Source organism: Variovorax sp. M-6, from assembly GCF_052114385.1.
GTDB lineage: Bacteria > Pseudomonadota > Gammaproteobacteria > Burkholderiales > Burkholderiaceae_C > Variovorax.
Genome location: NZ_JBFREQ010000043.1, coordinates 1 through 14208 on the forward strand (window position 1 = coordinate 1; position 14208 = coordinate 14208).

At 63.2% G+C, this 14208-nt stretch carries 15 protein-coding genes; 12 read left to right on the forward strand and 3 right to left on the reverse strand.

Annotation, left to right across the window (positions count from 1 at the left end):
• The 5 genes from AB4Z46_RS31330 to AB4Z46_RS31350 all read left to right on the forward strand — a co-directional run.
• The coding region (locus AB4Z46_RS31330; RefSeq protein WP_442287464.1) for a helix-hairpin-helix domain-containing protein at positions 1–891 on the forward strand (891 nt) is incomplete at its 5' end.
• 346 nt (positions 892–1237) lie between these two features.
• A complete protein-coding gene (locus tag AB4Z46_RS31335) occupies positions 1238–2236 on the forward strand; it encodes an SDR family oxidoreductase (RefSeq protein WP_442287465.1) in 999 nt (332 codons plus the stop codon).
• A 10-nt stretch (positions 2237–2246) separates the two neighbouring features.
• On the forward strand, positions 2247–2405 hold the full coding sequence (locus AB4Z46_RS31340) for an HNH endonuclease (protein ID WP_442287513.1): 159 nt from the start codon (positions 2247–2249) through the stop codon (positions 2403–2405).
• A 1626-nt stretch (positions 2406–4031) separates the two neighbouring features.
• Positions 4032–4652 carry a response regulator transcription factor gene (locus tag AB4Z46_RS31345; RefSeq protein ID WP_442287466.1) on the forward strand — a complete coding sequence of 207 codons (621 nt, stop codon included), beginning with the start codon at positions 4032–4034 and terminating at the stop codon, positions 4650–4652.
• Positions 4649–6052: a sensor histidine kinase gene (locus tag AB4Z46_RS31350; protein WP_442287467.1), complete on the forward strand. Its 1404-nt coding sequence runs from the start codon at positions 4649–4651 to the stop codon at positions 6050–6052. The genes AB4Z46_RS31345 and AB4Z46_RS31350 overlap by 4 nt, the downstream gene beginning before the upstream one ends.
• On the opposite strand, the gene AB4Z46_RS31355 is transcribed toward AB4Z46_RS31350, so the two are convergent.
• From AB4Z46_RS31355 to AB4Z46_RS31365, 3 genes are all read right to left on the reverse strand, one after another.
• Positions 6012–6566: a PaaI family thioesterase gene (locus tag AB4Z46_RS31355; RefSeq protein ID WP_442287468.1), complete on the reverse strand. Its 555-nt coding sequence runs from the start codon at positions 6564–6566 to the stop codon at positions 6012–6014. The genes AB4Z46_RS31350 and AB4Z46_RS31355 overlap by 41 nt on opposite strands.
• The gene (locus tag AB4Z46_RS31360; protein WP_442287469.1) at positions 6563–6925 is read right to left on the reverse strand and encodes a hypothetical protein; all 363 of its coding nucleotides are present in this window, start codon (positions 6923–6925) and stop codon (positions 6563–6565) included. The genes AB4Z46_RS31355 and AB4Z46_RS31360 overlap by 4 nt, the downstream gene beginning before the upstream one ends.
• Positions 6926–7447: 522 nt before the next feature.
• Positions 7448–7702: a hypothetical protein gene (locus AB4Z46_RS31365; RefSeq protein WP_442287470.1), complete on the reverse strand. Its 255-nt coding sequence runs from the start codon at positions 7700–7702 to the stop codon at positions 7448–7450.
• A 195-nt stretch (positions 7703–7897) separates the two neighbouring features.
• Here AB4Z46_RS31365 and AB4Z46_RS31370 point away from each other — a divergent pair, with 195 nt between their 5' ends.
• From AB4Z46_RS31370 to AB4Z46_RS31400, 7 genes are all read left to right on the forward strand, one after another.
• Positions 7898–8203: a hypothetical protein gene (locus AB4Z46_RS31370; RefSeq protein WP_442287471.1), complete on the forward strand. Its 306-nt coding sequence runs from the start codon at positions 7898–7900 to the stop codon at positions 8201–8203.
• Positions 8200–9441, forward strand: a complete 1242-nt coding sequence (locus AB4Z46_RS31375) for a TcpQ domain-containing protein (RefSeq protein ID WP_442287472.1) — start codon at positions 8200–8202, stop codon at positions 9439–9441. Before AB4Z46_RS31370 ends, AB4Z46_RS31375 begins: the two co-directional genes overlap by 4 nt.
• 56 nt (positions 9442–9497) lie before the next feature.
• On the forward strand, positions 9498–11240 hold the full coding sequence (locus AB4Z46_RS31380; protein WP_442287473.1) for a YadA family autotransporter adhesin: 1743 nt from the start codon (positions 9498–9500) through the stop codon (positions 11238–11240).
• Positions 11241–11257: 17 nt separating this feature from the next.
• Positions 11258–12289, forward strand: coding sequence for an OmpA family protein (locus tag AB4Z46_RS31385; RefSeq protein WP_442287474.1), 1032 nt, complete (start codon positions 11258–11260; stop codon positions 12287–12289).
• 81 nt (positions 12290–12370) lie between these two features.
• A complete protein-coding gene (locus tag AB4Z46_RS31390) occupies positions 12371–13429 on the forward strand; it encodes a CAP domain-containing protein (RefSeq protein ID WP_442287475.1) in 1059 nt (352 codons plus the stop codon).
• A gap of 8 nt (positions 13430–13437) precedes the next feature.
• Complete coding sequence (locus tag AB4Z46_RS31395; RefSeq protein WP_442287476.1) at positions 13438–13758, forward strand: KfrB domain-containing protein; 321 nt, start codon at positions 13438–13440, stop codon at positions 13756–13758.
• A 49-nt stretch (positions 13759–13807) separates the two neighbouring features.
• Entirely contained in the window at positions 13808–14203 is a 396-nt protein-coding gene (locus tag AB4Z46_RS31400) for a TrbC/VirB2 family protein (RefSeq protein WP_442287477.1), read from the forward strand.
• The last annotated feature ends 5 nt before the right edge of the window (positions 14204–14208 follow it).

Consider the following 14208-nt stretch of genomic DNA (forward strand, 5'->3'; position numbering starts at 1 on the left):
CTGAACAGCCAGCCGATGGGCTTCTATGCGCCCGCGCAGCTCGTGCGGGACGCGCGCGAGCATGGCGTCGTCGTGCGGCCGGTCGACGTCACGATCAGCGACTGGTTCAGCACGCTCGAGGAGGACGCGCAGGCGAGCGCCCTGCCCCGTTGGGATGCCACCTACGCGACCCCGCTGCGCGCGGTGCGCCTGGGCTTGTCGCGCATCGTCGGGATGCGCGAGCAGGCGGCGGCGCGGATCGTGACAGCGCGTGCAGCGGGCGGCGCCTTCTTGAGCGTCGAGGACCTGGTAAAGCGCGCGGGGCTGGATGCCCACGACCTGAAATGCTTGTCGGGCGCCGACGCGCTGCTGACACTGTCCGGTCGCCGGCCAGATGCCGTGTGGGAAGCCGCCGGAGTCGACACCCGTCCCACCGAGATGCTGCGCAAGGCGCGGACGGTCGAGGAGCCGTTTACGTTTGCCGAACCAACAGAGGGCGCGGAAGTCGCGGACGACTACGCCTCGATGGGTCTGACGCTGCGACGGCATCCGCTCGCGCTGATCCGCCATCGACTCGCCGAACGGGGCGTTCGAACGGCAGAAGAATTGCGCACCCAGGCGCGCGACCGTGACCAGGTGACGGCCAGTGGCATCGTCACGCATCGGCAGCAGCCAAGCACCTCGAAGGGCGTGATCTTCGCGACGCTGGAGGACGAGACCGGCACTGTAAACATCATCGTCTGGCCCAAGCTCGCAGAGGAGCAGCGCTCGGCGCTCCGGCAGTCGCGGCTGCTGACTGTGCAGGGCACCTGGCAGAGCGAGAAAGGCGTGAATTCGCTGGTCGCCGTGCAGCTCTGGAACCACACCCCGCTGCTGGGGGAGTTGCGCGTATCGAGCCGGGATTTCCGGTGACGCGATCTAGCGATTTCCCCCTCGGCCATTCAGGTTCTGGCAAGGTTCGCCGCCTTGGGCCAGCCAGGATATCCTCAATTCATGGTCCCAATACAGCGCCGGCGCACGGAGTGCCAGCCAGCGAACGGGCCGCATCGCGCTGGCCAGCGAAGGAGTGCTCATCGGTGTTCCGCCGTAGCCGGGAAGGGACAGCGTCGCGGCCACCGACATCCCGACCGGATGCCGGCCCCGGCGCGCCGTGGGACTGCATCGAGTCTGCGCCCCGGACGCGGTGTCGGACGACATGGGTGGCGCGCGGCCTTGCCTACGGTGAAGCGCTTTCAACCGACTTCCAGGAGCAGCCACCATGACCTCTTCACAGGATCGAACCGGCGCCGACCGGGGCGGCGTCGCCGAGGAGCATCGCAAGGTGCAGCGCGAGCAGGACGCCAAGGACCGCGCCGGCGGCGCCAAGGCCGAAAACAGCAAGCCGGTGCAGGCCGGCCACCGCCCCGAGCCCGAGAACCCGATGCCGGGCCAGCACCTGAATAAGCCGGGGCTCGAGGCCGACATGGATCTGCAGCCGCGCTTCATGGCCTCGGGCTACCTGGGCAGCGGCAAGCTCAACGGCATGGTGGCACTGGTGACCGGCGGCGACTCGGGCATCGGCCGCGCCGTGGCGCTGCTCTATGCGCGCGAAGGCGCCGAGGTGGCCATCGTCTACCTGCAGGAAGAGCAGGTCGACGCCGAGGAAACCAAGCGCTGCGTCGAGGCCGAGGGCCGCCACTGCGTGCTGATCCCGGGCGATGTGCGCGACCCGGCCTTCTGTGGGCGCGCGGTCGACAAAACCCTGCAGGCCTTCGGAAAGCTCGACATCCTTGTCAACAACGCCGCCTTCCAACTGCACGCGGCCGCCATTGAGGACATCACGGACGAGCGCTTCGAGCTCACGCTGCGGACCAACGTCTTCGGCTACTTCCAGATGGCGCGCGCTGCCGTCCCGCATCTGCCGCGCGGCGGCTCGATCATCAACACCGGCTCGGTGACCGGCCTGGAGGGCAGCGCGCAACTCCTGGACTACTCCACCACCAAGGGCGCGATCCACGCCTTCACGAAGTCGCTCGCCAGCAACCTGCTGGACAAGGGCATCCGCGTCAACGCGGTCGCGCCGGGTCCGGTCTGGACGCCGCTGAATCCAGCCGACCGCCCGGGCGAGGAGGTGAAGGACTTCGGCCGGAACACCGACATGAGGCGCCCAGCCCAGCCCGAGGAATTGTCTCCGGCCTACGTGTTCCTGGCGGCACCCTGCTGCGCGAGCTACATCACGGGCATCGTGCTGCCGGTCACGGGGAGCGTGAGGTCCTAGTCCGGCACAACTGCTTCATCACAGGAACGAGGACAAGACTGACAACCGCTACGGCAACCTCGAACTGACTACCCGGCCGAAGCACAGCCGGCATTTCATCGCCGATGTGTGCGCAAGAAGCCGCCGACGGCTGCTGGCCGGCCGCGAGTGGAGTGAGGTGCCCGCGTGATGTCAGCCGTTCACCGGTCGGAACTTCTCCAGCCACGCCTTGGCGGCTTCAACGGCTGCGTCCCCCGCGTCTTCCTTGGTGCCGAACAGCGAGCCCGTCGATACCTTCGTTTCTTCATCAGCTTCGCACTGGTGCTCGGTGATGGTGAACGTCGCCTGGAACCTGCCGTCGGCCGTCGGTTCCTCGCACTGCGCGTGAGCAGCGAGTGCGCGGCGACATACAGCGCGCTGCGCACGTCCGCGTCGACCGCTCGGGAGATGTGACCGGGGTTGTCGAACTCATAGGTTGCTTCACCGAGTTGGAAGGGAAGTCCGCGCGCGCCGTGATCGCATTCGGCGAGCCGGCCATCCCGACTGGCGCGTGGCGAGCAAGCCGCGCACCTCGAGCGCGGCGGCGGAGGAGAAGCTCGCGGCGAACAGCCGCGATGCCAGCCTCCTCAGTGCGAGCACGGGGCTCGATGCGAAGCACGACAGCGCGGCTCGGCACAACCGGGAGATGCCATAGACAGAAAGCCCCCACAAAACAAGCAGACGCCTCCTATGCGAACACAGATGCTCCCGATGGACATGCGTGGACTGCGAAACGTAGAAGTGAAGGTTTGAATCTCCCCGAAATACCGGCCCTCCCCCGATGTCCGATTCCACCCTCACCATTTCGTGCCCTCACTGCGGCCACAAGCACGAAGACAGCCTTGAGGTCTTCGACCCCGACACCTTGGATTCAATGCGCTGTGAGGACTGCACACGAGACCTTTCGGTAGCGCTCATGGAATGCCACCGCTGCGCCAATGAACAGGTCCACGTATGGCGTGAAGCCCCGGCACCCTCAATTCTAGATTCACTGCAATGTCACCAGTGCGGCAGCACGCTCCAACTGATTCAGGATCCGCATGCGCATTGATCGCATACTGGCACGGGAGGGAGACTGAAAGGCAGGAACGCAGCACCGGGACGCACGTTGGGCTCAACCAGGGCACGCTTTTCACGTTGCCATCCTCCATTGTTTTTCGCGAACTAATCGTACTCAACTACGCGAGATCCACTGCGCATTTCCATTCGGATTTCAGCAGGGTTTACTCGAGGCCGGCGCGGGCTGAACGATCAAGCGCAGCCTGGTCGCGGGCTCCAGAGGAGGTCAAGCGCAGCGCGGCGGGAGAGAGCTCAGCCACGTCCCTGGAGGGCAACCGCAAGGCTCAGACGCGGCCAGGCTCAGAGGCGGCAGCAACAGAGCCAGAAAAGGGGCGAGACCGAACTAGCGCACTTCTTCGGCCAAATGGTAAACCGCGCTCGAGCTACTGATCCGCAACGGGAAAGCTGGGCTGCCACTGCAGTGCTTTGCGCTGTCGCAAGGAATCGAAACGACTGCGGGCGACATGCGCGGCGGCGGGTGTCGAACTGACGAACATGACGAACGGCAGCGTCCTGTTCCGTGCTTTGTGCAACGCGCGGGGCCAGAAATGACTGATCGTCTTGGGGTCGACTGCGTGCGAAAAAGAAGACGATTCTGATGACCGGAAAGCTCGAGCGCCTGCCAAACTCATGCCCATATCAGTGTGGGTAAGTTCGCTCGCGACGCCGTATCCAGTATTCCTGGAGCGCGTCCGACGGACGTTTTGCGGAGGGAGCAATGAACAATGTGATGATTGTGGAGGACCATCGTTTCGTGGCGGAAGCGACCGAGGGGCTTCTGCGTAGCACCCCTGGCGTAGGCAAGATTGCGATCTACGGGACCGCCGACGACGTGATGAGCGCATTGGCGGTTGAATGCGCCTGCTGGACTCTCATCCTGCTTGATCTCGATGTGCCTGGCGCAACGGGTCTGTCTCTCGCGGCCTCCATCAAGGAAGCGGGCCTGGCGGCAATTACCTGCATTCTGACGGGCACGTACTGCGAGGACTATGCACGCCAGGTCAAGGAGCAGGGGTTCCTGGGGTACATCCTGAAGGCCTCGCCTACGATTGAGCTTGCCAAATCACTGGAACTGGTCCTCGCGCACAAGCCGGTCTTCCCTGCGCTGGGGGGCGCGGACGCTGCAAGGGGCAGGATTTCCTTGACTCGACGGCAAAAGGAAGTCCTGCAACTGGTGGCGCGCGGCTTGATGTCCAAAGAGATCGCCAGGCAGCTCAACGTGACCCCCGGCACCGTTGACAACCACATCACGGCCGCGGCCGCGGTCCTGGGCGCGCGCACCCGATCGGAAGCCGTATCGAAGGCGCTCCCATTGGGATTGATTAGTTCTGCGGCATGAGGCAGGTCAATGAAAACCACGGAAGTCTGTTGCTGGACATTTCTGCGACGAGCCAGGCCACCGCAGCTCGCCAGTTCGGAATTCAGCAACTCACGTTCTGGATGACTGTGGTCGGCATCTTGGTGTCCGAATTCGAACGCCCTACCCTCGAGCCATCGGACTTCACCTTTTGGCTCGGAGTGACCGCCCTGAGTTGGCTGGCCCGGATATTCTTGTTCACCATTGTGCACAGGGCCGAGCCCGCGAAGGTGGTCGGATCAACGGCACTCAGATTGTTGCCACTGCTGATCGTTTCCATTGCCTGCGTCTACTGGATCTGGACGGTTAGCTTGTTCGCGGGAACTGCGATCTCGATCACAACAGTTTTCTTGACCGTGGGGTTCTTGAACACCACCATAGCGATGACGACGACATGCTACGCGACGCCCATCGCCGCGGTCGTCTACAACCTCTCTCTGTGGGGATCCCTTTCCGCGGCGCTCTATGCGAAGGACCAAGCCACTGTCGGAGAATTGCTTGTCCTCAACGCTACCGTCTTCGTGATCCTGTGGATATTCGTGGTTCACAGCTCCCGCGAACAGAGGAACCAATCAATCCGCACGCGTGATCTTGTCGAACTCTCCGAGAGTCTGCGCCGATCCAATACGGAGCTTGAGCAGATGAAGGCCTCAATCACCCACGACCTCGAAGCGCGATCAAGCTTCTTCGCAGAAGCCACTCACGATTTCAAGCAGCGTCTCCATGGGGCCAAGATGGTGGTTCTTACAGCGAGATCACAGCTGCGTCAGGATCACAATCCGCAAGAGGCTCTCGATCGCCTTGGTGAAGAGGTCGATGGGCTCAAGACCTACATTTCCAGCATTCTGAACTTCGCCCGACTTGAATCGTCGCCAGTGAAGCCGCGTTTGAAAGCGGTTGGTCTGCAGTCGGTTTTCCAAGACCTCGACCTGCGATTCGAGGCCGAGGCGCTGGAGACCGGAAAGAGACTTCATTTCAGGCCCACCCATATCAAGGTGGCCACCGACGTTTTCATGTTGGAGCGCATGCTCGGCAATCTCGTTTCCAACGCGATGCGCTTCACCCGACGCGGGGTACTGGTCGCGGCCAGACGCCGGGGCGGAGGTGTTTCCATCGAGGTGTGGGATCAGGGTCCTGGCATCGAGGATTCCGCCAGTGAGCGCGTTTTCCAGGCTTTCCAGCAGCTGCCTGATTCGTTGGCCACCAGTGAGCACCGAGGCGTGGGGCTCGGGCTGGCAGTGGTTTCTAGACTATCGCAACAGTTGTGCTACCGCGTCAGCATAGGTTCCCGACTGGGGAGCGGTTCGGTATTGCGGATCTGGATTCCTGGGGACTTCATCATCAGCCAGGAAGAGCAGACCCGCCCGTTGGGAACACCCTGAATCTCCCGGTTGCCTCCGCGTATACCGCGCCATCTGGCCCGAACAGTTTGCCGGTGATCGTCGTCGTTCTCGCCACGTCGCCGATGACAGTGCCGACAGCTCGAACGCGCTTTGTTTTGAGGGTCAGGCTCCTGACGAACCGAACCGTCAATTCGCTGGTGACGTATCCGAAGTCTGGCGGCAGTGAAACGAGCATCGTGCTGCCCAAAGCCGAATCAAGCACGGTGCAGATCCAGCCGCCATGAACGGTGCCCATGGGGTTCAGGTACTGGGCGGAAGGCGCACCTTGAAACACCGCCCTGTCCGCTCCGACTTCCACGACGCAGAAGTTCAGAACGTCAGCCATTGGGATGTAGTGCACCTCGCCGCGCATCAATGATTGCATGATGGCCAAGCCTGAGCGATCACGCGCCTGCGCGGGTGAAATGACACCAGGCCCGACTCCCGCCTTAACGCGGGACATGATGCGATCTTCCTCCCGGAGCCACGTGGCGAGCGTGTCGTCCGGGCTCAACACAGGCTTTCGGCGTTGACGTTTCGGTCCCCTTGCACCGCCGGCCGAGGGACTGCTCGGACGTAGGACGAAATGACGTCCTCTGCGACGCGCTTGCGCGCCTGCGCATCCAGGCCGGGGTCGGTTTGCAGGCGGTGTATGGCTTTCTCCCAGGCCCGAGCTTCGAACAGGATGCGATCGGGTTGCGGCAGTGCTGCTACCGCGGCGGACAGCACTTCCTTCAATTGGAGGTAATGCGAGGCACTCAGAAATTCACCCAGCACGCGCTGACGCGCAGGCCCCGCAAGCTCACGCTCGATGTCTTCGGAGATGGAGGGGAGACGATGTGCCGAGTCTTGAAGACTTGTCGATGTGGCCATGCGAAGCGCTACGCGCAACAAAGTGGAGGAAAGCACGCATTTCAAACGCTTCGACGAATCTGCGGTATCCCCAAAATCTCATGGTTTTCGAACGCAGATCCGCCATTTCGATAGTGCTTTCATCGCCCGCTTTCGCCGGCGCTTACCTAAGTCGTCGCACCTCGTCACTTCGTCGGCCGAGACCATGCTCCCAAACGGGTCCTCATCGCTGAGATTGGGGCTGCCGTCCGCCTCAGGGAGTGGTTGGGCCTGCACAGTTCGGGTTGGACGGAACCCCAAAACCATGAGATTTTGCATCTAGCCCTTACGTTGGGGCGCATGCTCGAATAGCCGCTATGAAAGCTATCAAAAGCGGAGAGGACTGGACAGCATCTCTACGTGTCGTCGCATGCTCCGTTGGCCGCTGCATTCGACGAATGGCGAGCTGGCAGCATGCGACCCGCCCTTGTGGCGCAGTCCCCATGTCGCCTGTCCTGCGACCGCGAATGATCGCGAGTGCGTTGACCCACACGCACCAACACGTTACTCCGCGGACCAATTCTCCAGTTCCACTGTGACGCGGTAGATACCGAGTTCCGCAAGGTATGTTGCCAGTGAATCGAGTTTCTTGAAGACCCGTTCACCCCCTCTCTGCGTGGCCAGAGTTTGTTCGCGATCGCCGTCGCGCATGACGAGGATGAATCCGCCCGTTACACCTCTCGCGATGAGCGAACCCACCTTTCGAGTTGCAGCGAGCTCCCGCAGGAGCGGAGTTCCAAATGTGGTTTTTTGATACATCAGATGAGTTGTGGTGAATCAAAACAGTCGTTATGATTCGTTTGTTAGTTTTTGATGCTTTGAAAGCAACAACCCAATGGTAAGGATAGATAGTGAACGCACGGCCAACTATGGCGCCATCGGCATCTATATCGCTTGAGATGGTGGGGATTGGGCAAGCCTTCGTGGCGGACCAGCTTTAACGAGTTTGGCGCCATGCAAACCATTACTGAACGCGAACTATCGCTTTACATCAAGTCCAAAGTGTTGCGGCGGCTCAGCATCAGGCGCACAGACAGCGGCCGCTTTCGACTGCACGTAAGCCTCTCGGTAGATCCACTGGATTTCGTCCTTTCCGGTACGCGAAACAAGCCTCGCGAATGGGTGAGTCTCGACACGTTGGCGAACCACATTTGTGCCAAGTATGGCGCCGCATGCCCAATAGCTCTGTCTCTGCTCGAGCAACCTACGGACATTGCGATCAGTGAGTCGATTCAGCACACTGCGGGGGCTGCGGCATGACGATGGGGTGGTCTAGCATTCTCCTGCTGAGCATTTCCCTGCTCGCGGGGTGCGCGCATGCACAGGTGATCGAGCAACTCGAGCGCGACGCCTTGGGCAAGGTCGGCGATCTGTACGACCCGGCGAAGACGCGATTCGCGCTGGCGCGTCCTGCCACCGATCGCTTCGGACAGCTACTCGTCGCAGGCCTGCGACGGAGGGGCTATGTACTGCGGCCTTCCAGTGACCCGGCGGCCGTTGCGCTGGATTACCTGGTCGATGAGCCCGCCAGCGGAATTCATCGGGTCACCTTGATGGCCGGTGGACGGATCATTGCCCAGCTCTTCGCACGTCAGGACATAGCGGCCTCGAGCGTCCCGACGCCGGGGCAAGTGACGCCGGCCGCCAGCACTGCGCAGCTCCCCCGCGCCTCGGCTGCTTCCCAATTTGCTGTGTCTCCTTCAGACACCCGGCTGATCCCGGTGCTTGTCCGCTGGGCACAGGAAGGTGGCTTGGTCCCGGTGCTGGACGGCAGGCGCGTCACCGTCGAGACGCTGGCCCACGAGTCCTACCAAGATCTCCCTCTCACGCGAGAGGCACGCGCAGCAGCGGGCGCCACGGTTGAACAAGCCACTGCGGAAATTCTGAAGGCCTACGCCGGCTATCGCACCAGCCTCGAGGTGAGGGCCGAACGCCGCGCACCCAAGTTCCTGGCGATCACGACAACCGGGCAACCATCAGCGACCGAACCGTCCGTGACATTGGCGGCCGCTTCGACGGCTCCGACGGTGAGACCTTCATTGCCGCCAGCTTCGCCTTCTGCGCCCGCGCCGCCGGCGCCGACGTCACAACCTCCTCAGATGCACCGCTCGACGGCGAGCGCGAAGGAACGCTTCGCGTCGACACCGCCGCCGCCTCAGATTGCCCAGGCTCCGGCTCCAGCCGTCGCCGTCGAACCGACGTGGGACTTCGCGGCGAAGAAGGCCGCGGGCGTCATGGAGGGCGCTTGGATCGTGGGCCAAAACAAGTCGTTGCGCGCCGTCGTCGAGAACTGGGCCGCAGCTGCCGGAGTGCGCGTGGTCTGGGACAGCCCTCATGACTACCCCGTCACCAATGCCATCCGGGGCGGCATCTATCCCGGCACCTTCAAGGTAGCCCTGACACGCCTGGCCGCCGCCTTCGGGGAACTCGAAGTGCCCTTGGGCATGACCTTCAACACCACTCAAGGAAAACAAGAGCTCCGCGTATTCGATATGTAGCGACCCCAACCTCAAAAAATTCAAGTCTGTCACACGTCAACCAGGGAAAACAAAGAATGAAGATCAATCGAAAGAAAACCATCGTCGCGACGGCTGCGGCCGCGCTCCTCTCGCTGGGGGCGTCCGTCGCCTCCGCCGGCACCTTGCTGTGCAGCGGACCACTCATCGACAACTCGGGTCAGTCCAGCCAGAACGAAAAGGGATATTTCACCGGTGGATACACCAACGCGGTGACCACGAATGGATCGGGCGCGATGGGCCAGAACCCGAACATCGGATTCATCAAGGACGCCAACAGCTCGACCAAGTGCCCAGTCGGCTATACCGAGGCCGGCTTTGCGTCGACCGCCTCCGAACTCCAGGAGATGGTGAGCACGCTCGCGGGCGGAGAGGGAAATCCTAGCGCCGTCATTTACAACAACGGCGGCACGCCTGCGGCACCCGGAACGGTCACCGTCGCCGACGGAGTCAACGGCAAGGATGCCGTCAACGTCGATCAGCTCAACGCCGGCAATTCGACAACGCTCAACAACGCCAACAACTACACCGATAGCAAGACGACCGAAGCGATAAACATCGCCAACAACTACACGGACTCGAAAATTGGCGACACGTACAACTACGTGGACAACAAGGTCGGCGAGACCTACAACTACATCGACGAGAAGACGAAATACTTCAAGGCCAACTCGACCGGTGCTGGTTCGGTCGTGACCGGCACAGACTCGCTCGCCATGGGCCCAGGCGCCGTGGTGAGCGGCAACAACGCCATCGCCGGTGGTGTGAACGCCGAGGCCAAGGGCAACGACAGCGTGGTCTTCGGAGCCAACGCCAAGGGCTTGGCCAACGGAGCCACTGCGATCGGCGCCGGGGCTGTCGCCAACAACGCAGGCGACGTCGCCCTCGGCCAAGGTTCGACGACCGCAATGGCCATCGCCACGCAGAGCGCGTCGATCGACGGCAAGGACTACGCTTTCGCCGGCACCACCCCGACCAGTACCGTGAGCGTGGGCAGCGCCGGCGCCGAACGGACCGTGACCAACGTCGCGGCCGGCCGGCTCGATGCGCAGAGCACCGACTCGGTGAACGGCAGCCAGTTGTACTCGACCAACCAAGCTGTCACAGCCCTTGGTGCGAGCGTCGACACCCTCGGCGCGAACACCGCCCAGAACTTCGGCGGCGGAAGCACTTACGACCCGAACACCGGCGCGCTCACCGCTCCGGCCTACACGGTCAACAACGTCACCTACAACAACGTGGGCAGCGCGATTGACGCGATCGGCTCCACGGTGGCAGGCAACAACACGAGCGGCAAGCCCGGCGCCTCGGCTACCGGCAAGGATTCCGTCGCGATCGGGGCCGGCTCGGTTGCCGACCGCGACAACACCGTGTCGTTCGGCACGCCCGGGGCAGAACGCCAGTTGGCCAACGTCGCTCCGGGAACCGAGGGCACGGATGCCACGAACCTGAACCAGGTGCGCGGCATGGTGGGCAGCGGTGTCCAGCAGTCGCAGGCGTACACCGATCAGCAGATCAACCAACTCGACCAGAAGAGCCAAAAGCAGATGTCGGGCATCGGCGCGATGGCCATGGCGGCCGCTGCACTGCAGCCGAACGCGCGTGCCGAAGGCAACACGAGCATCAGCATCGGTGCGGGCTCGTACAACGGCGAGGGCGCCTTCGCAGCGGGCGTGAACTACTACGCAAGCAACCAGATCCTGCTCAACGCCAAGATCGGCTTCACCTCCGCGGGTCCCGCCAAGGTGGGCTTCGGCGTCGGCGCCACCTTCTCGTTCTGAGCCCGGGGCGAAACGAAATGGTGAAATTCGCCATGAAGCGTGCCTGCGTTGGCGCGCTCTTCTACAGCGTTGCCACATTGGCGGCGCACGCTCAGACGGCTCCCGTCACGAAGGCGTCGGTGGCTCAAGCGTACTGGAGCGCAAAGGCCCAATGCTGGGCCGATCTGTCCAAGGCCGAGGCCTCCCAAGGCGACACGCGCGATACCGCGTCGATCGCCGGTCAGAACGCCGACCGCATCCGTGCTGCTCTGTCGCAGGGACAGGAGCCGGGCCCCGGAGCCGAACGGGCCATCTTCGACCAGGAGATTCTCCCGGCAGCATCTGGTCGCTACGGCCGCCCGCAATGGCGCGCCGACCTGGTGACGGTCGATTCGACCCTGGCCAAGTACCGCGAGCGCAAGTGCCGCACGCCGAAGGTGGGTTGTCTTGAAGTGGCCCGCCAGTCCGTCTACGAGAACCTCGAAGAGACGCAGGGCGCCCGGTGGAACCACGGACGCCCCGAGCTCGATCATGCGGTGGCCCTGGCCAAGAAAGCTGGCGGTGAGTTCGAGGCGGCTTGCAGTGCGCAAGACTCGCTCGAGGCCATTCAGGTGCCGCAGGCGCCGGGCCTGGACGGCATCAACGTGCCGCAGGCTCCAGCGCTCGAGGTGGTCGAAGTGCCGGCGGACATGCTGTTCCGCTTCGACCAGGGCCAGTCCGACGGCATGTTGGCGGGTGGTCGCGCTGAGGTTGCCGCCGTGGCCGCCAAGATTCGGGCGCATGGCGCCGCCGCCGGGTCGATCGCGATCATTGGCCACACCGACCGCCTGGGGCTTCCCGAGCACAACCAGGCGCTGTCGCTGCAGCGTGCGGAAACCGTGGCCAGGTTGCTGCAGGGCGCGGGTGTCTCCCTGCCGATCCAGCCCTCGGGCGCGGGTGCTTCGGCACCGGTGACCGGCGACGCCTGCAAGGCGGTCGCGCGACAGCAGGCGCTGATCGACTGCCTGCAGCCCGATCGCCGCGTGGTCGTTCGGATCATGCCCGCCAAGCCGTCGGCTTCCCCCCGATAGCGCATCGAGTCATTCGTGGAGATGGGCCGCCGAGCCCGTCTCTCGAAGCTCGTCCATTCACTCCCAACGGACACCTCAATCATGAAGAAAACGATTCTCGCAACCACCTTGCAATTCGCCCTCGGCGCCTCGATCGCGCTCCTTGCCGCCTGCGGTGGTGGTGGTGGCGGCGGAGGCGGAGGCGGGGTACTGCCCGTGGCGACCACGCCAGCGACGGATGCCGGGACCAGTGCCCAGGCCGATCCGAAGGCGGTGCTGGCGGCGACCGCCGCCGCGGAAGAGGCCGCGGCGTTTGCCCTGCTGAACGAAGAGCGCACGAGCTGCGGATTTGGGGTGCTCAACCGCAACAGCCAACTCGATGAAGCCGCACGAGGTCATGCGACGTGGCTGTTGACGAACAACGCCGTAGGTCACGGTCAAGTGGTAGGGACGCCCGCATTCACGGGAGCTGGCCCCATGGCGCGCGCCATAGCCGCGGGCTACTCGCCGATACGTGTGGAAGACGAGAACACGAGCATGGTCGGGCGGAGCCAGGCAGCTGACTTTGGAAGCTTCGCGATTCGTACGCTCTTGAGTGCTCCCTACCACCTTGCGGGAATGGTCTCGGGCGCTCGGGATGCAGGGATCTGGATTATGAGCACAGAGCAAGTGGAGGCGGCTTCGAAGCTTCAGCCTCGGATCATTGCGCAGTTCAACTTGGCATACACCGCGACGGCAGGTATGCAGGCCGGGCCGGTCGGAGAGGTCCGCAGCTATCCCTGCGAGGGAACAACGGGGGCGATCCCGAAGCTCTCAAATGAGACGCCAAATCCCGTCGCCGGCCGCAATCTCGCGACGGCGCCCGTCGGACATCCGATTTTCCTCAGCGGTGACTCGAACAAGGCCCTTGCGATCAGCTCAACGTTGTTGCAGGAGACTGCCACAGGGAACACCCTCGCGATGCTTTCTCCAGTTGTTGGCTCCGCAGACGTCAACAAGGTGCTGAAGATCAACGAGGCCTTCATCCTCCCCGACGCTCCGCTCAAGGCGAACACCGAGTACGCCGTAGCGATCGTCGGCACCAACGGCGGCACGTCGTTCACCAAGGCCTTCAAGTTCAAGACCGGCAGCCTTGCCGAAGCGACGAGCGCACCGCGATGAGCGAACGTATGAACTACCCCGCCTTCGAGGAAGACCGCCCGCTGGAGCAATCCACCGGCGCAGTGTCGCCCGAGGCAGGAAAGACGTACAGCGGGCCCATCGTCGCCATCAACGACAAGTACCTCGTCCAGGACGTTGGCAGCGATCAGCGTCTGGTCCGCCACAGCCGACAGGACCTGCACGGTTCTTCGGTCGCCTCATTGGCGTCGGGCACGAAGGTCGAAATCCGCTATCCGGCAAACCGCATCGGCATCGTCAGCGAGTGGGGCGCCAAGCAAGTCGAGGGCAGTGCATCCAAGGGCTTGACTCCCAAGGGCCTCTGCAACTGAAGTCAACGCGGCCCACGCCATCCTTTTCTTAGAACCAATTGGCAACATCATGACCCTCAACACCGACCTGACCACTCCCCCCACCCCTTCCGCTCCATCCGCGCCTTCGAGGGCCGATCGCGTTGACCGCGTCCTCAGTCTCGCCGCGAACGGTCTGATCACCGCAATGGTCCTGCTGCCGCAGTTCGCACACGCCCAAGTGACCGGTGGAGCGGGCGGCATGTTCGGCGGCCTCACCGAGATCCTGAAGACGATCGTCAACCTGGTCATCTTCGAGTGGGGCTACTACATCGGCATCATCACCCTGGCCGTGCAGGGCTACCGCTGGAAGACCGGCCGCATCGACCTGATGCAACTCGGTGGCTGGGGCTTCGGCATCGCCCTCGTGTTTTTCGCGCCCAACATCGTCGGCGAGCTGCGGTCCAAGGCCGGCGGGTCGATCTGAGCGAT